13 protein-coding genes are annotated in these 18,163 nt (G+C 64.9%); 5 read left to right on the top strand and 8 right to left on the bottom strand.

Annotation, left to right across the window (positions count from 1 at the left end; genetic code table 11):
• Nucleotides 1-13: 13 nt before the first annotated feature.
• Nucleotides 14-1,234, bottom strand: a complete 1,221-nt coding sequence (locus tag BTH42_RS07795; protein WP_075297559.1) for an efflux RND transporter periplasmic adaptor subunit — start codon at nucleotides 1,232-1,234, stop codon at nucleotides 14-16.
• A 33-nt stretch (nucleotides 1,235-1,267) separates the two neighbouring features.
• The gene (locus BTH42_RS07790; RefSeq protein WP_075297557.1) at nucleotides 1,268-2,122 is read right to left on the bottom strand and encodes an alpha/beta hydrolase; all 855 of its coding nucleotides are present in this window, start codon (nucleotides 2,120-2,122) and stop codon (nucleotides 1,268-1,270) included.
• Nucleotides 2,123-2,308: 186 nt separating this feature from the next.
• On the opposite strand from BTH42_RS07790, the gene BTH42_RS07785 reads away from it, so the two are divergent.
• From BTH42_RS07785 to BTH42_RS07775, 3 genes are all read left to right on the top strand, one after another.
• Entirely contained in the window at nucleotides 2,309-3,313 is a 1,005-nt protein-coding gene (locus BTH42_RS07785) for a LysR family transcriptional regulator (RefSeq protein ID WP_075297555.1), read from the top strand.
• Between the two features lie 242 nt (nucleotides 3,314-3,555).
• The gene (locus BTH42_RS07780; protein WP_075297553.1) at nucleotides 3,556-3,861 is read left to right on the top strand and encodes a DUF4148 domain-containing protein; all 306 of its coding nucleotides are present in this window, start codon (nucleotides 3,556-3,558) and stop codon (nucleotides 3,859-3,861) included.
• A 290-nt stretch (nucleotides 3,862-4,151) separates the two neighbouring features.
• Nucleotides 4,152-5,132, top strand: a complete 981-nt coding sequence (locus tag BTH42_RS07775; RefSeq protein ID WP_075297551.1) for an aldo/keto reductase — start codon at nucleotides 4,152-4,154, stop codon at nucleotides 5,130-5,132.
• Between the two features lie 119 nt (nucleotides 5,133-5,251).
• Here BTH42_RS07775 and BTH42_RS07770 read toward each other — a convergent pair whose 3' ends face one another.
• The 4 genes from BTH42_RS07770 to BTH42_RS07755 form a co-directional block, all read right to left on the bottom strand.
• Nucleotides 5,252-6,157 (bottom strand): cation diffusion facilitator family transporter, encoded by a 906-nt coding sequence (locus BTH42_RS07770; RefSeq protein ID WP_075297549.1) that lies wholly within the window; start codon nucleotides 6,155-6,157, stop codon nucleotides 5,252-5,254.
• Nucleotides 6,158-6,304: 147 nt separating this feature from the next.
• Nucleotides 6,305-11,143, bottom strand: coding sequence for an NAD-glutamate dehydrogenase (locus tag BTH42_RS07765; RefSeq protein ID WP_075297547.1), 4,839 nt, complete (start codon nucleotides 11,141-11,143; stop codon nucleotides 6,305-6,307).
• Nucleotides 11,144-11,306: 163 nt separating this feature from the next.
• Nucleotides 11,307-12,179, bottom strand: a complete 873-nt coding sequence (locus BTH42_RS07760; RefSeq protein ID WP_075297545.1) for an alpha/beta fold hydrolase — start codon at nucleotides 12,177-12,179, stop codon at nucleotides 11,307-11,309.
• Nucleotides 12,176-13,213 carry a M14 family zinc carboxypeptidase gene (locus BTH42_RS07755; RefSeq protein ID WP_075297543.1) on the bottom strand — a complete coding sequence of 346 codons (1,038 nt, stop codon included), beginning with the start codon at nucleotides 13,211-13,213 and terminating at the stop codon, nucleotides 12,176-12,178. The genes BTH42_RS07760 and BTH42_RS07755 overlap by 4 nt, the downstream gene beginning before the upstream one ends.
• 210 nt (nucleotides 13,214-13,423) lie before the next feature.
• On the opposite strand from BTH42_RS07755, the gene BTH42_RS07750 reads away from it, so the two are divergent.
• On the top strand, nucleotides 13,424-14,581 hold the full coding sequence (locus BTH42_RS07750; RefSeq protein WP_075297541.1) for an aromatic ring-hydroxylating dioxygenase subunit alpha: 1,158 nt from the start codon (nucleotides 13,424-13,426) through the stop codon (nucleotides 14,579-14,581).
• Nucleotides 14,582-14,699: 118 nt separating this feature from the next.
• A complete protein-coding gene (locus BTH42_RS07745) occupies nucleotides 14,700-15,536 on the top strand; it encodes a DMT family transporter (protein ID WP_075297539.1) in 837 nt (278 codons plus the stop codon).
• A gap of 22 nt (nucleotides 15,537-15,558) precedes the next feature.
• Here BTH42_RS07745 and BTH42_RS07740 read toward each other — a convergent pair whose 3' ends face one another.
• On the bottom strand, nucleotides 15,559-16,713 hold the full coding sequence (locus BTH42_RS07740; protein ID WP_083654693.1) for a porin: 1,155 nt from the start codon (nucleotides 16,711-16,713) through the stop codon (nucleotides 15,559-15,561).
• A 184-nt stretch (nucleotides 16,714-16,897) separates the two neighbouring features.
• Nucleotides 16,898-18,109, bottom strand: coding sequence for a CynX/NimT family MFS transporter (locus BTH42_RS07735; protein WP_075297537.1), 1,212 nt, complete (start codon nucleotides 18,107-18,109; stop codon nucleotides 16,898-16,900).
• Nucleotides 18,110-18,163: the final 54 nt, after the last annotated feature.

Raw genomic sequence — 18,163 nt, 5'->3', positions numbered from 1 at the left:
CAGGCGCCGCGGCTCACGAATTACCGTTCGCATTGGCCGCCGCCTTCGCACGCGACTGCGCGAGCGGCGCGCTGTTCGGGTCCTGGTCGGCGGTCATCGGCACCATGTGCGCGCGCACGGAATCGCCTGGGCGTACCCGCTGAATACCGTTCACGACGATCCGGTCGCCCGGCTTCAGACCGTCCTTGACCACGCGCAGATTGCCCTGCATCGAGCCGGTCGAAATCTCGCGATACACGACGTGATTACCCTGATCGACGACCAGCACGAACTTCTTGTCCTGGTCGGTGCCGACCGCCGCGTCGTCGATCAGCAGCGCCGGATGCGGCTCGCTGCCGCCCACTTTCACGCGTGCATACAGGCCCGGAATCAGCGCGCCGTCCTCGTTGTCGAACTTCGCGCGCACGCGGATCGTGCCCGACGACGTATCGAGGCGGTTGTCGACCGATTCGATCGCGCCGTTGCGCGAGTAGCCGGTTTCATCGGCGAGACCGAGCTGCACCGGCACCTTGCTGCCGTCCTTCGCGCGGCTCAGGTATTGCAGGTAGGTCTGCTCGTCCGCGTCGAACGATGCGTAGATCGGCGACACCGACACCAGCGTGGTCAGCGGCGCGGCGCTCGCGCCCGCCGACACCACGTTGCCCACCGTGATTTCCGCGCGCGACACGCGGCCCGCGACCGGCGCGACGATCTTCGTATAGCCGAGATTGATCTTCGCGGTTTCGAGCGCGGCTTGCGCGGCCTTCAGATTCGCGCTCGCCTCGCGCGCGGCGTTCTGCTTCTCGTCGTAGTCGCGTTTCGCGATTGCGTTGTCGACGATCAGCCGTTGCGCGCGCTCCCAGTCGCTTTGCGTGTAACCGGTACGCGCCTGCGCGGCCGCCAGTTGCGCTTCCGCGCGGTCCACTTCGGCCGCATACGGACGCGGATCGATCACGAACAGCGTGTCGCCCTTCTTCACCAGCGCGCCGTCCTTGAAGTTGACCGACACGATCGTGCCCGGCACCTGCGAACGCACGTCGACTTTTTCGACCGCTTCGAGGCGGCCCGAATAACTCTGCCAGTCGGTGATGGTCTTTTGAATCACGGTCGCGACGTCGACCTCCGGCACGATGGTCGGCGCGGCCGGCGAGCTTGCATCCACGCGGATCGCACCGAACGTGCCGAGCCCGGCGAGTACGAGAACGGACAGCGCGGCTAGCGTCACGCGGCGGCGGGAAAGAGGAAGGATAGTCATGAGTAGCTCCAGATATCGTTGCTTGATTTGTGTTTATCGATGAGCGCGCGCGTCGAAGCGCCACTGGAAAAAGCGCACCGCTTCCTGCAAAGCGGGCGGATGATCGGCGAGTGCCGCGTGCGAGACGCTCGGAAAACGCACCACCTGGGTGCGTACGCCGGCGTCGATCAGATTGCTCGCGTATTTCTCGGCCTCCACGTGCAGCACGTCGTTCTGCGCGGTCGCGATCAGCGTGGCCGGCAAACCGGACAGCCGGCACGATTCGAGCGGCGCCGCATACGGGTGCATGCGCTGCGATGCTTGCGGCAGGTACGCGCGATAACACGCGGCGCACTCGCGCGCGGTGATGTCGGAGCCGAGCCGCTGTTCGTCGCCCAGCCGCGTGAGGCTCGGATCGAGCATCGGCCCGAACAGCGCCTGCGCAACGATCTCCACGTCGCCGCGATCGCGGGCGATAAACGCCAGACAGTTGGCCAGTTGGCCGCCCGCGTCGTGTCCGGCCACGCCGATTTTTCTGCTATTGCCGCCGAATGCGCGCGCCCGCGTCTGCGCCCACAGCGCCGCGCGGTGCGCGTCTTCGGGCGCGGCCGGAAACGGAAAGCGCGGCGCGAGCGAATAGCCGACCGACACGACCAGCGCCGGTAAGTGTTCTGCGAAATAACGCGCAGCGAAGTCCGCCTGCTCGATCGAGCCCTTGGTATAGCCGCCGCCGTGAAAATAAAGCAGTACCGGCAGTGAGGTCTTCTTCGCGAGCCGGTACAGGCGCAGGGTAATTTCCTGCGCGTGCCCGTCGATCCGCACGTCGGTCACTTCGAGAGCCCCGCCGCCGGTGTCCACCGCTTCATTGGCAGCGGGAACCAGCGGGTACGGGAATTTGAATGCATCCATGTCGAGCCGCGCAAATGCGCATAGAACTTCAATGGTGCGAATTGTGGGTTCGGCAGACTCGCAAATAAATGCCTATAATCCGGCAACACAATTCGGTGCCTCTGAACAATCGGCTCGCGATTGCGCTTGCGACTGTTCTTGCGGAATCCATTCCGCGACCGCACCCGCCCCTTCTGGAGGTTTGCAATGGACCGGCTTCAGGCCATGCAAGTGTTCACCCGTGTCGTCGACACCAACAGCTTTACCCGCGCGGCGGAAACGCTCGACTTGCCGCGCGCGTCCGTCACCACGATTATTCAGAACCTCGAAGCGTTTCTCGGCACGCGGCTGATGCACCGGACCACCCGGCGTCTGTCGCTGACGCCCGACGGCGCCGCGTATTACGAGCGCTGCGTGCGCATCCTCGCGGACGTCGAAGAAACCGAGGCGAGTTTTCAGAGCGGCAACAAGAAGCCGCACGGCAAGCTGCGCATCGATATGCCGGGCTCGATCGGCCGGCTGATCGTGATTCCGGCGCTGTGCGAATTTCACACCCGCTACCCGGATATCGATCTGCAACTGGGCCTGACCGACCGGCCCGTCGATCTGCTGCAGGAAGGCGTCGATTGCGTGGTGCGGGTCGGCGAGTTGCAGGATTCGTCGCTGGTCGCGCGCCGGATCGGCATTTTTGAAGGTGTGACCTGCGCGTCGCCGGACTACATCAAGCACGCGGGCATGCCCACGTCGCTCGAAGATCTCGACAATCACAAAGCGGTCAATTATTTTTCGAGCCGCACCGGCCGCACGATCGACTGGGCGTTCATGGTCGACCGTCAGGAAGTGGAAGTGAAGATGAAGAGCATCGTGTCGGTCAACGACGCCGATGCGTACGTGACCTGCGGACTCGAAGGCTTCGGCCTGATTCAGCCGGCGCTCTTCATGGTGCTGCCGCATCTGCGCTCGGGCCAGCTGGTCGAGGTGCTGCCGGAGATGAAGCCGCTGCCGATGCCGATTTCGGCGGTCTATCCGCATAGCCGGCATCTGTCGCCGAAAGTGCGGGTGTTCGTCGACTGGATCGCGGAGCTGTTCGACCGTTGCCCATTGCTGAGCGGCCGCGGCAGTCTCGATGCGACCTGCACGAAGCGCACGTTCGAAGAGCGTGAATCCGCTCCGACGCTCGATACGCCGGTGATGTCCGAGTGGGTTGCCTGAGCGGATAAACGCGCTCGCAAACTGAAACACTCAATTCCAGCCGCGGCACTAATGCCGCGGCTGGCGCATAAAAGCCCTGCAAAACCGGCATATTCCGCCTGCCGCCGCGTTCACTGCGCGATTGTTCTGGAATCGCGACAATTCATTTCGCAAAACCGCGATTTATCCGCGCGGCGCGCACGTCTACATTTCACCCTGTCGCGGCACTACCCGTGCCGCCAATGAATCGACAGGAGTGAATCATGAAACGCCATCTGCTCGCAGGTCTCGCCCTTTCGCTGCTGGTCAGCGCGCCGGTATTCGCCGAAGGCGGCGGCGGTATCGGCCGTGCCGGTACCTACGATACGCAACCGGCGCCGACCGCCAGTACCAAGACCCGCGCCGAAGTCAAAGCCGAACTCGTTGCCGCGTATCGCGACGGCTCGCTGCCCTCGCTGAATCGCAACTCGTATCCGAACAAAGGCCTCGTCGGCGAAACTCAGGCCGCGCGACTCGCGCTGCAGGAAGGCACGAACGGCGAAGTGACCCGCGTCGCGAACGGCCAGTAAGCGCTTCGCACCTCTTTATCAAGGAGTACATCATGACCCCATCGGAACTCGACAACTGGGATACCGACACGCCCGTGTGGACGCCGTATCGTCCGTCGCATTGAGCGCTATCCAGCATCGGTCTCGGCATATGCCGACATACGCCCGCGGGCCTGGCTCCGCGGGCGTATTGCTTTTGAAAGCGTTTGCCGAGCACGTCCACGCGTGCAGCGACGTTTCCCTATAATCGAAGGCCCTCTTCGTTCTGTTCGCGCAGCGTGTTTGTGCACTTCACCACAGGAGCACCAACGATGGATTATGTGAAACTCGGCCGCACCGGTCTCGATGTATCGCGTCTTTGTCTCGGCTGCATGAGCTACGGCGTGCCCTCGCGCGGCACGCATCCGTGGTCGCTCGACGACGAAGCGTCGCGTCCCTTTATCAAGCAGGCACTCGATCACGGCATCAATTTCTTCGACACCGCGAATGTCTATTCGGACGGCACCAGCGAAGAGATCGTCGGCCGCGCGCTAAAGGACTTTGCGAAGCGCGACGAGATCGTGCTGGCCACCAAGGTCAATAGCCGGATGCACGCGGGGCCGAACGGCGCGGGCCTGTCGCGCAAGGCGATCATGGCCGAGATCGACCACAGCCTGCGGCGTCTGGGCACCGATTACGTGGACCTGTACCAGATTCATCGCTGGGACTATCACACGCCAATCGAAGAAACGATGGAAGCGCTGCACGACGTCGTGAAGGCCGGCAAGGCGCGTTATATCGGCGCGTCGTCGATGTACGCGTGGCAGTTTTCGAAGGCATTGCATGTTGCCGAGCGCAACGGCTGGACCCGTTTCGTGACGATGCAGAACTATGTGAATCTGCTGTATCGCGAGGAAGAACGCGAAATGCTGCCGCTGTGCGAGAGCGAAGGGATCGGCGTGATTCCGTGGAGCCCGCTCGCGCGCGGACGCTTGACGCGCGACTGGGACACCGAAAGCGCGCGCTCGGAAACCGATGAATTCGGCCGCACGCTGTACGCGCATACGCAGGACGCCGACCGGCAGATCGTCGAACGCGTCAGCGAGATCGCGAAAGAACGCGGCGTGCCGCGTGCGCAGGTCGCGCTTGCGTGGGTATTGCAGAAGAAGCCGATTACCGCGCCGATCGTCGGGGCGACCAAACTGCATCATCTCGACGATGCGGTCGCGGCGTTGTCGCTGAAGCTTAGTGACGAGGAGGTTCGGCGGTTAGAAGAGCGTTATGTGCCGCATGCGGTGACCGGCTTTAAATAAGCGGCGCGGCGAGTACTGGCATTGGCCGAAGCCGGACGGAACGAACAGCGCACGCTTGCACACGTTGTTCCGCCCGGCCTCGCATCACCGCCGAAGCCGCATTAGCCGCATTAGCCTTATTAGCCGCGCGGCACATCCGGCTCAAAAAACACCCACCGCACCTGCGGAAACGCCGCCTGCAAATCGGCTTCGATCACATTGATCGCATCCACCATCGCGCGGCCGCTCGCGTAGTCGATCATTTCCGCCTGCACCGCGACCACCACGTGACGCCCCCACTGCAGCGTGATCAGATTGATGATCCCGCGAATCTCCGGCCGCGCACGCAAATGCGCGTCGATCGCACGACGCACTTCCGGACTCGCCGATTCACCGACGATCATCGACTTCACTTCGCGCGCAACCAGCCACGCAATCACCGTCAGCAGAAAGCCCACGCCGACCGAACCAAGCGCGTCGAACACCGGATTGCCGGTGATCATCGTCAGCAGCACCGCGACGAAGGCAATCGCGAGACCGAATAGCGCGGCGATATCTTCACCGGCCACGACCAGCAATTCGGATTCGCGCGTCTCGCGAAACCAGCGCCACAGGTTTTTATCCGGATTCGTCTTGCGAATTTCCTTGAGCGCGCCCCACAGCGACAACGCTTCGAGCACCACCGACACACCGAGCACCGCCAGCGCGACGAACGCATATTGCAGCGGCTCGCGCGCGATCAGCCGATGCACGCCTTCATACACCGAAAACGCGCCGCCGACAAAGAACAGCAGCAACGCCACCAGCAACGAATAAAAATTGATCTCGCGGCCGCTGCCCATCGGATGCAACGGGCTGACCGGTTTGCGGGACTCGCGCAAACCGAATAGCAGCAGCAGTTGATTACCGCAATCGGCGGTCGAGTGAATCGCTTCCGCGAGCATCGAGCCGGAACCGGTGAACGCGGCTGCGGCGTACTTGCAAATAGCGATGCCGAAATTGGCGGCGAGGGCGTAAAAAATGGCTTTCGGCGATTCTTCTTTCATCTTCGGGAGAGCGTCCGTGAGAGTACCTGGATCCAATGCCGACCGGCAAAACAGCCGCCAGCAAAATCGGCAAGACTCCGCATTATGGACGACAACGACGGGCACGGCCGCCAACCAGCACGACCATGCCCGCCGCGGCGCGCGCCGCTACGCCCTCTCGAGCGCCGCCATCTCCCGCACGACCACCAGCAACACCGACAGACTCGCGCCGCCGGTCGCGCGCAGATCGGTCAGCAGCCGCGTATAGCGTTCGAGCTGCGCGGCGCGTTTGTCGCGCCACGCGTGCACCAGCGTCTCCGGTGTCGACGCATCGTCCGCGCCGGCCAGCGCGCTGGTCGTCAACGCGCGCTTGAGCCGCGCGAGTTCGGCGAGCGCCGATGCGCGCGCGAGCATGTCCCAGTGCGTCGGCGCGGGCAACGACGCGGCGCGCTCGCTGATCCAGCTGTAATTCAGCAACGTGCCGAGTTCGAAATAAACACCCGCGACCTGTTCGAGATTGCGCCCGCAGGTCGATGCGACTTCCGCGATATCGAGCAACGCGGCCGACACTTCCCCGCTCGCGATCCGCACCGCGAGATCGCTATCGACGCCCGCATCGACGAAACCGCGCTGCCGCTCCGACAGCGCTTCGAGATCTGCATGCGGCAACAGCGCCGGCCATTGCGGCGCGAGCCGTTGCGCGGCATCGCGGCAGCGTGCGAGCAGACCGGTCACGTCGTCGCCGGCCGCGCCCGATTGCAGATGGCGCAGGAACCACAGCGCCGAGCGTTCAACCAGCCGCGCGACTTCGACGAACATGCGCGCCTGCACATCGTCCGGCACGCGGTTGTCGAGCGCGTCGATACTGCGCCAGATCTGGTCGAGATCGAACACGTCGCGCGCCATGATGCATGCGCGCACGATATCGCCGGGCTGCGCGTCGGTCTCCTCCATCAACCGATGCACGAACTCGCAGCCGACCCGGTTCACCAGCGCATTGGTCAGATGCGTCGCGAGGATTTCGCGGCGCAGCGGGTGCCGTTGCATCGGCTCGCGGAAACGCTGCCGCAATGGCTTCGGAAAGTACTCGATCAACATGTCGCTGACGAGCGGATCTTCCGGCATCGACGATTCGAGCAGCGCGTCGTACAGCCACATCTTGCTGTACGCGAGCAGCACCGCGCGCTCCGGCGTCGTGAGCCCCTGCTTCGCGGCCGAGCGTTCAGCGATTTCTTCATCGGTCGGCAGAAACTCGATTACGCGATTCAGGCGCCCTGCCCGTTCCAGATAGCGCATCAGCCGCGTTTCGGCGTCGAGCAGTTCGACCCCATAGCGGCCCGCAATCGACAGCGCCTGGGTCTGGTAGTAGTTGTCGGTCAGCACCAGCAGCCCGACTTCATCGGTCATCTCGGCCAGCAACGCATTGCGCTGCTTCTCGGTCATCTCGCCATCGGCGACCACCAGCCCGAGCAGAATCTTGATGTTGACTTCGTGGTCCGAACAATCGACACCGGCGGAATTGTCGATCGCATCGGTATTGATGCGGCCGCCGCGCTGCGCGAACTCGATCCGCCCCAGTTGCGTGAGGCCCAGATTGCCGCCCTCGGCGACTACCTTGCAGCGCAGATCGGCGCCGCTCACGCGAATCGCGTCGTTCGCGCGATCGCCGACCTGTAGATGCGTTTCGCGGCTCGCCTTCACATAGGTGCCGATGCCGCCGTTATAGAGCAGATCGACCCGCGCCTGCAGAATCGCCCGCATCAGTTCGGCGGGCGAGAGCGCCGCCGCGTTGATGCCGAGCGTCATCTGCACCGCGGCGGACAGCGGAATCGTCTTCGCGCTGCGCGGAAACACGCCGCCGCCCGCCGAGATCAGCGACGGATCGTAGTCGGCCCAGCTCGACCGGTCGAGCATGAACAGTCGCGCGCGCTCGGCCATGCTGGTAGCCGGATCGGGACTCGGATCGAGAAAGATATGGCGATGGTCGAACGCGGCGAGCAGCTTGATATGCGGCGACAGCAGCATGCCGTTGCCGAACACGTCGCCGGACATATCGCCGACGCCAACTACAGTGAAGTCCATGCTCTGCGTGTCGACGCCCATTTCGCGGAAGTGTCGCTTGACCGACTCCCACGCGCCGCGCGCGGTAATGCCCATCTTCTTGTGGTCGTAGCCGACCGAGCCGCCCGACGCGAACGCGTCGTCGAGCCAGAAGCCGTATTCCTGCGAAATCGCGTTCGCGTAATCGGAGAAGGTCGCCGTGCCTTTGTCGGCGGCGACCACCAGATACGGGTCGTCGGGGTCGTGCCGCACCACGTCGGGCGGCGGCACCACGTCGGTGGCCGCGAGATTGTCGGTTACATCGAGCAGGCCGCGCAGGAAGGTCTGATAACACGCCACGCCTTCACGCAGCCACGCATCGCGTTCGCTCGGCGGCGGCGGATTCTTCACGACGAAGCCGCCCTTCGAGCCGACCGGCACGATCACGACGTTCTTCACCATCTGCGCTTTCATCAGCCCCAGTACTTCCGTGCGGAAATCCTCGCGGCGGTCCGACCAGCGCAAGCCGCCGCGCGCGACACGCCCGCCGCGCAGATGCACCCCTTCGACACGCGGCGAATACACCCAGATCTCGAACATCGGTTTCGGCTCGGGCAAGCCGGGCACCTGGGCGGGATCGAACTTGAACGACAGATACGGTTTCGGCTGGCCGTTCGCATCGTAGCGATAGTAGTTGGTGCGCTTGGTCGCCTTGATCACGCCGAGGAACTGCCGCAGGATGCGGTCTTCGTCGAGATTGGGGACCTGGTCGAGCGCGCTGTCGATCGCCTCCAGCGAGCGTTCGACCCGTGCATCGCGCGTATCGCCGAACACCGGATCGAAGCGCGCGATAAACAGCTCGACCAGCATCCGCGCGATCGCCGGATTGCCGGTCACCGCGCGTTCGATATACGCATCGCTGAAGGTCGAACCGACCTGGCGCAAATACTTCGCATACGCGCGCAGAATCGTCACCTCGCGCGCATTGAGCTGCGCGCGCAGCACGAGACGATTGAAGTCGTCGCTTTCGATCGCACCGGTCCACACCTGCTCGAACGCTTCCTCGAACAGATCCTTCACGCGCTCGATATCGAACTCGGCGTCGTCCGCGAGTTCGAGGCCGAAGTCGTGAATCCACGCGGGCAGCGCGCCCGGCGCTTCGATCAGATAAGGCCGCTCTTCATCGACGCGCACGCCCAGATGTTCGAGCATCGGCAGGCTGCGCGACAGTGCGATCGGCGAACCCGCGCGATACACCTTGAAGCGGAACGCGCGCGGTCCCGATTCGATCGGCCGGTACAGGTTCATCGCGAGGCGCTCGCTGCCCTGCACGCGTTCTATCAGTTCGATATCGCGCACCGCGGTGCGGGCCGGATAGTCGTCGCGGTAGCCGGCCGGAAACGAGTCGCTGTAGTGCTGCAACAGCCGGTTGCCGTGTTCTTCGCCGTACGAATCGAGCAGCGCGTCGGCGAGATCGTCCTGCCAGCGGCGCGCGACCTGCACGAGCCGCGCTTCGAGTTCGCGCGTATCGACGCTCGGCATCCCGCCCGCTTTCGCATGGACAACGAAATGAATCCGCGCGAGCGTCGATTCCGACAGCAGCGGCGTGAATTCGACGCTCTCGCCGTTGAACGCGTCGGCCAGCAGGTTCGCGATGCGCTGGCGCAGGTCGGTGTTGTACTTGTCGCGCGGCACGAATACGAGGCACGACACGAAGCGGTCGAAGCGATCGCGCCGCACGAACAGCCGGGTGCGCTGATGCTCCTGCAAGCGCAGCACGCCGAGCGCGGTGTCGTACAGCTGGTCTTCGTCGGCCTGGAACAGCTCGTCGCGCGGATAGGTTTCGAGCACCGTCACCAGCGATTTCGCCAGATGACCTTTCGGCAGGAATGCCGCGCGCCGCACGATGTTCGCGCATTTGCGCCGCACGATCGGAATCTCCGCGGCCGACACGAAATACGCGGTCGATGTGTACAAGCCGATAAAGCGCCGCTCGCCGCGCACCTTGCCGTCCGCGCCGGCCAGCTTGATACCGACGTAGTCCAGATAGCCGGGCCGATGCACGGTCGCGCGCGAATTGGCCTTGGTCAGAAAAATCGGTGAGGACCCCGTGATGATTTCCGCGGCGGCCGGCGGCAGCGGCGTCACTTCCGCGGCGCCGGCGGGCCGCAGTGCGTCGCGCAGAATCCCGAGGCCGGAGCCGGCGACCGCGCGCAAGCCGTAGCCGCCGTCCATCTGCACCAGTTCGTAGTCGCGATGGCCGAGGAAGGTGAAATGATCGGCGACCATCCATTCGAGGAACGCGCGCGCCTCGACGCCTTCCGCGCCGCTCTCGCGCGCCTTCATGTCCTGGATCGTTTCCTTCGCGCGCTCGATCACCTTCGGCCAGTCCTCGACCGCCGCGCGCACGTCGCCGAGCACACGCGCGATGTCGTCGCGCAACGCGTCGAGCTTCGCGGCGTCGCCGCAGCGGTCCACTTCGAAATGGATGCACGAGGTCAGATGCGAGCGCGTGTCGCCGGCTTCTTCGGCGCCCTGGCTCACGCGCTCGATGCCGCCGTCCGCCGCGCGCCAGATCCGGAACACCGGGTGCACGACCGAATGCAGCGCGAGCCCATGACGGTTGACCGCCATCGATACCGAATCGACGAGGAACGGCATGTCGTCGTTGACGATCTCGATCACCGTGTGATCGGAATGCCAGCCGTGCTGTTCGAGAATCGGGTTATAGACGCGCAGCTTCTGCTGGCCCGGCGCGAAACGTTGCGCGGTTTGCCAGTGAGCGAGCGCGGCGCCGTACAGGTCGGCGATCGAGCGGCTTTGCAGGTCGCCCGCGTCGACGAAATCGTAGTAGTGCCGCAGGAAGGGTTCGACGATCTTGAAGGTCGGCTCGGGCAAACGCCCGCGCGCGAATTCGATGACATCGTTCAGCAGGTGCGTGACGGCTTCTTCGTTCTTTGCTTGCATGATCGACTCCCCTGGCTGGCGGCAATGGTGAGTACGGCGAAATTCGCAGGCAACGTCTGAACCGGATTATGCGCCTGCGGCGCGCGCTGCGATGCGCCGCGCCGTCAGGTAATACCCGCTGGTGGGGTCGCCGCGTTGCAGCGCGGCAATGCCCGCAAGCCGTTTAGAACGCGGGTTTCACGGCGGTGGCATCAACCGCATCCCGCAGCGTGTCGCCGCGTTCGAGCCACGCGCGGACCTGCGCGGCGGTCCACTCCGGATCGTCGTGCGGCAGATCGTGACCGGCCCACGGATGCTCGCGATGCACAGCGCCCCACGTGGCCGCGAGCTTCGCCGAACACGCCGGATCGACCAGCCGGTCCGCCCGCGACGACAGAATCAGCAGCGCGCACGCGGGCCGCGCCGGCGCGGCGCTGAAACGCGCGGCGGCCCACAACTGACGCAGCGCGTTCGCGCGGCTGACCGGCGCGCTATGGCGAATCGCGGCCCACGCGTCAAGATCCGCGCTCAATGTTTCAACGTTATTGCAGGTCAACCGATGGATACCGCTCTCGGCATCGAGCGCGTCGCTCCAGTGCGCGGCGACGCCGAGCAGCCCCGGCCACGCCGACGGCCGCAGCCGTTCGTGAGGAAGACTGAATGGCCGCATGCTGGTGTTGATCAGCACCAGCCGTTCGATTTCGTGCGGATGCCGCTGCGCCCAGGCGGTCGCGACCATCCCGCCGAGCGACATTGCCAGCACGCTGTACGGGCCCGGCGCGCCGGTTTGCAGCGCGGCCCGGCGCACGAACTCGACCATCTCCGCGACGGTGGCCGGCGCGCGCTGTTGCGCGAATTCGCCGTTGCCGGGCAGATCGAGCAGCAACAGGCGCGGGCCGGTGATGTCGCTGGCTGGTGGCGCATGAAGGCCATCACGCGCAAACCCGGCTTCCTCCTTCTCCGCACATTCGCCCAACGCCTCGCGCAACGCCTGCGGCAAGCGCCCCCAGTGCCGCGTTTCGCGCGTGAGTCCGCGCAGCAGGATCCATGTGCTCATCGCGGCTTAACCGGTCGATACCAGTGATCGAGCGCGCTTTGCAGCATCTGCTCGCGCTGGTCGCCCTGCGGCAGCCAGCGCGGCGACGAAAACGCCGCGCGCGCGAGGAAGTCGAGCAGGTTCGCGTGGCGGCGCAGCACCCGCGCGGTGCGATGCGCCATCACCGGATTGAACATCCCCTGGCGCGAGAACAGCTGCCGCGGGTTCTTCTTGATCCACAGCCACGAGCCGAGTTCGAGCGTCATCGGCAGAAAGATGTTCGGCGCCGGCGTGCGGTCGTATGCGTAGTCCCACAGATCGCCGTGCAGCAGGTACTGGTGGCTTTGCGGCTCGAACGTATAGCCGTGATGCGGATGCGCGTGCTCGAACATGCTTTTCAGCACGTACATTTCGGGCAGATGCGGCATCTGCCTGCGAGTGCGCGCATACGGAAACCAGATGCTGTCGCCCCAGCCGTAGCCGGAATGGCAATCGAGCGCGAAGCTCAACGGCCGCGCGGCCAGTTGCGTCTCGACCATCCGCAATATCGCGGCCGCTTCCGGCTCCATCGGCGTGCCCCTGCGGCCGCGATACCACGGCAACCATGCGCCGACGCGCTGGCCGCCGGCGAGCAGCGGCACGCGCGCGTCGGCGTTCTGCGGCGCGTTGCGCATCAGGTCGACGCCGTGCGGATTGGCCCGCGTGGACGCCCACATGCCGCCCGGATTGACGATCGGGCAGCAATATATTCTTATCGAATCAAGGGTTTGCAGCAGCAGATCGTCCCACGACAGGCGCGAGATCAGCGACCGCAAGTACTCGAGCACGAGGCGCGAGCCGATCCGCTCGAGCCCGTGCACGCCGCCGAAAAAGGCCACCGCCGGCGCGCGCGGATCGGTCGATCCGACCGATGCCATGTACACCTCGAAGCGGCGCCCGCGTACCTCGACGGTCGCGAGGCTGGTCGTGTCGAACCAGCGCGCGCCCTCGTCCAGCAGAGCTTTCAGGTCCTCGTATTCGTCGAAGGTATCTGGCAGGAAGCTCAGAGCCGGCATAGGGCGTCGATCGGATCGTTGGGAAGAACGCGGCGCGCCGCGCTGTCCTCCAATATATCCGTCCCATATGACGATTGTTTATTCGCAACGTTGGCGAGGGCACAGAAGCGCTGACGTGGAGATCTCGCTAACGCGGCCGTGCCGCCGATCTGCAGTGCGCGGGGCCGCTCGTTTAGACTGCTTGCCACGTTTCATTGCCAATCGCTCTCCATGCTCAAGAACCTCTGGTACGTCGTAGCCGCGTCCGACGATCTGCGCGACGCGCTGCTGCCGGTGACCGTGCTCGGCCATCGCTTCGTGGCGTTTCGCGACGAAGCGGGCCGCGCCCATCTGCTCTCCGATATCTGCGTGCATCGCGGCGCGTCGCTGTCCGCCGGACAGCGCGTGCACGGCGAAGTGCAATGCCCGTATCACGGCTGGCGTTATCGCGGCGACGGACTGTGCGCGCACATTCCGGCGCAACCGGACGCGCGGATTCCGGCGCGCGCACGCGTCGACAGCTACCCGGTCGTCGAACGGCATGGCTGGGTGTGGGCGCTGCTCGGCGATCTCCCCGACGACGAACGCCCGCCGCTGCCCGAGCTCGGCTGGGCCGACGATCCCGCGGTGCGCGTGATCCACGGCACCTTCGAGTGGAACGCCAACTGGGAACGCATCGTCGAAAACGGGCTCGATTTCGCGCACGCGCCGTTCGTGCACGGCACCTCGTTCGGCGCGCCGGACCGCCCCGAAATCGACGCGTTCGACGTAACCGCACAAGACGACTGGAGCGCGCACGCGCGCCTCACGATGCGCCGGCCGGTGCGCAAAGGTCTGCTCAGGCGCCGGGAGACCGGCGAGCACGTCGACGTCGTCACGCAGACCGGCTTTCATCTGAGCGGCCCGTGCGCGACGCTCGAACTCACGCTCGGCAACGGCTGGCGGATTTTTATCGCGTCGGCCCATGTGCCGGTCGATGCGCTGCATACGCGCACTTACTGGATGATGGGCCGCACGTTCCTTAGGAGTCCGCTGCTCGATGCGCGTTTTCGCCAGCGCAATCTGCGGATCTTCGAAGAGGATCACGCGGTGCTCCAGCGGATTCGTCCCGAGTGCGTGCCGGAGGGCTGGCAGAGCGAGGTGTCGGTGAAATCGGACGCGCTGCAGATCGCGTTCCGGCAGCGGGTGCGGGCGCTGGAGAAGCGCGGCTGGCTCGCCGCCGAGGCGAACGGTGCGAACAGCGCGAACGCTGCTAGCGGCACTGGTGACGCCCGGCGCAGCGTGACCGTGATCGCTTGCCCCGCGCGCCACGAAGTGCAAACCTGGGCGCTCGACGCGGCGCTCACGCCGCGAGACGAGCGCCCCAAAACGCCACTTTTCTCCCCATAAAGCCCCTTCGCTTTAGTCGCCCATACGTCGATTACGCCGTTCTGCTGGAATAATCACGGGCTTGCGGCCGCCCGGCGGCCTTCCTTTGCCCTCTTTCCCGCCGCCCGAATCGTTGTCGATGGAAACCTTTGTGGTCCTGCTGGTGCTGTTCTCCGCGCTGCTTCACGCGACCTGGAACGCGTTCCTGCATCTGTCCGAGGATCGCGTGTGGCTGCTCGGCATGATGGCGATGCCGTATATCGCGGTCAGCGCGCTCGGCGTGCTGATCCTGCCGTTGCCGGCGCCGGCAGCGTGGCCGTATATCGTCGCGTCGGCGGTGCTCGAATGGGGTTATCTGCTCGCGCTGATCCGCGCGTATCGCAGCGGCGACTTCGGCCAGATCTATCCGATCGCGCGCGGCCTGTCGCCGATGCTGGTATTCGTCGGCGCGCTGGTGTTCGCCGGCGAAGCGCTGAAGCCGCTCGCCGCGCTCGGCGTCGCGCTGGTGTCGTGCGGAATCGTCTCGCTCGCGTTCCGGCGCGGGATGCGCTTCTCCGGCGAGAGCGTGCCGTTCGCGCTGCTGACCGGCCTGTTCATCGCGACGTATTCGGTCGTCGACGGCATCGGCGCGCGCGTTGCCGGCAACGGGCTCAGCTACATCATGTGGGTCTATCTGATCTGGAACATCCCGCAGTTCCTGCTCGCGTGGCATTGGCGCGGCGGCGCGAAGGGGCTGTTCATCGGCCGCACGCTGGTGCTCAAGGGCGTCGCGTCCGGTGTGCTCGCGCTCGGCGCGTATTGCCTGATCATCGAGGCGTATCGCTATCTGCCGATCGCGATGGTCTCCGCGCTGCGTGAGATGAGTTCGATCTTCGCGGTGCTGATCGGCGTGATCTTCATGGGCGAGAAGCTGACCGCGCGGCGCATCGTGGCGTGCGCGCTGGTGACGCTCGGGGCGGTGTTGATCCGGATTTGAGATCGCCACCGCCCGCCGCGCGTCAGAACCGATGCCGGATACCCGCCTGCACCAATGCTTGCGTGGAACCGCTCGACGCGGTCGTCGTATAGATCTGCGCATACGCGCCCGGACCGCTCGCGCGCTGATAGATGCCGGTCAGGAACAGATCGGTGCGCTTGGACAGCAGGTAGTCGGTTGCGAGCGTCACCTGGTTGTAGTGAGGCGAGCGGCCGCCCGAGTAATCGGCAGCCGTGTACACATACGACACGCCCACCTGGAAAGCCGGCGTAAAGCGCTTCCACACGCCGAGTTCGCCGTTCTGCAGCCGCAAGCCGCTCGAATCCGAATAGTTGAACAGCACGTTCGAGTAGCTGACCAGCACGTTGACGAAACCGAAGTCGTAGCTCGCGCCCGCGCCGAGAATGCGCTGCTGGTCCGTGCCCGCGCCGGTCGGGCTGACGACGAACGGCGAGCTGAAACCCCAGCCGGTGCTGTCGACCGCCCCGCTCGTCAGGTTCGACGGATTCGCATTGCTACGGCGGTTGAACTGCGTGAACGCGACGCCCGCCTTCAACGGCCCGCTCGCATAGTTCGCACTGCCACTGAAGCCGTTGTTGTTGGAAAACTGCGTGGAGTTCGAGAACGCGTAGCTGCCCGCGAACGTTAGCCCCGACAGCGTCGGCGACACGTAGCGCACCGAGTTGTTGAAGCGGTTGGTGAAGAACATGTTGTCGTTATCGCCGATATGCGCGCCGAAGCCGGCGAAGATATTCGCGGACTCGGCCCACCACAGGCTATTGGTCATTTCCTCGTATTGACGGCCCATCGTCACCGTACCGTAGCGCTGATTGCTCAGGCCGACATACGCCTGACGGCCGAACATCCCGCCGAGCATCGCGCCGTTAGTGATCGAAAAGCCGTTTTCGAGCGTGAAGATCGCGTGCGTGCCGCCGCCGAGATCCTCGTCGCCGCGCAGGCCGAAACGCGGCGGCATCATCCCGCCGTTGGCGAGTGCAAACAGATGCGAGCCCTTCACGTTGCTCACGTATTCGATGCCGGTCGAAATAATCCCGTACAGCGTGACGCTGCTCTGCGCATGCGCGCAACCGATCCCCGCCGCGCTCAATGCCGCGCTCAATGCCGCGACCAAACCCGCGCGCCCCGCCGTCTTTCCTGCCAACCGCCAAACCTTCATGATGTCTCCTTCGTTAGTCCCACTAATTTTTATGAATCGACCAACATTTTTATCGAGTGTGTATTGCGCACCTCGTTTCTTATCGCTTCGCTTTTGCTGGATTACGTGACCCGCGCGCTGCCGGATCGGCAGATCAAGGCCCGCGAACGGCAATCGCTAGCGCCGTTCGCGTACGGCCTTCGAGTCAGTTCGGTCCGAGCGCTTCCACCGGAGCATGTCGGCGCTCCTCGAGATTTTCCGGGCGGCCCCAGCCGAGAATCGGCACGAGCTGCAACACGACCGCGATCACCACGAGTCCGACGCGCACCATCCAGCCGCCTTCGTAGAAGCTCGCGAAGATCGCCGGCGGTCCGAGCAGCACGCCGAGATAGGTGGCCTGTGCCACCACCCCGCTGGTCGCGCCGAGCGAGCCGACGCTCGGTGCCGACGACGGCACCAACGTCCAGATATAACCGTTGACGGTGCCGATCCCGAGCGAGAACACGCAGACCGCGACGATTGCGGCGACGAGTCCGACCATCGGCAGATACAGGGCGACGCCGCCGCACAGCATCACGATGCCGCCGATCATCGCGAGCCGCCCGCCGTTCACGCCCGCTTTCAGCAGATGGCCGACGCTCAGACAGCCGCACGCGACGAACACTTCGGCCAGCGTGCCGACCGCCGCCGCGACCGGAATCGCGATTCCGTAGCGGCGCGACAGATACACGGTCAGCGCGGCCATGATGCCGGTCTGGATGAAGGCGGACGCGCCCGACGCAAGCGCCACCCGGTACGGCCGCGGGCTCTTCAGCACGAGCCAGATATCGGCGAGGCGGCGGCTTTGCAGATTCGCCTGCTTCGCGGGCAGCAGCACCACCGCGCACGCGAGCGCCGCCATCAGGATCGCGTGACCGCCGAACGCCCAGCGCCACAACTCGCCGCGCTGCGCGAGCGGCGCGACGATGCTGAGCGTCAGACCGATCCCGACCGCCGTGTGGGAAGTCCACAGGCCGAGCGCGATGCTGCGGCGCGCGCCGGTGGTCGTGCGCATGATCAGCGTGACCGCGCCGACCGTCAGCGACAGATAGCCGACGCCTTGCAGCAGGCGCCCGACAAACATCGTGCTCACGTCATGCGAGCCGAACACGACCAGATTGCCGACCAGCGCGAACACCGAGCCGCCGAAAATCACGCGCTTGTCGCCGATCCGGTCGACCAGCCAGCCGCCGAACACCGCGGCGACCGCGGTAATCAGCGACGGGATCGAGATGACCCAGCCCGCGCTAGCGTGCGACAGGTCGAAGTACTTCGCGATGTCGCCGATCACCGGCACGGACTGGGTGACCAGCGATGTCGCGACGGTGCCGTAGATATACAGCAGGATGATGCAAGGCCAGCTGCCCGGGGAAAGCATGGTTGTCTCCTGGAAAAATCGCCTGATTGTTGTACTTGTTATGCATTTATTGAA

Source organism: Burkholderia sp. SRS-W-2-2016, from assembly GCF_001931485.1.
Taxonomy (GTDB): domain Bacteria; phylum Pseudomonadota; class Gammaproteobacteria; order Burkholderiales; family Burkholderiaceae; genus Paraburkholderia.
Note: the sequence above shows the minus strand (reverse complement) of the source record. Positions and strands in the feature narration are given on the sequence as shown.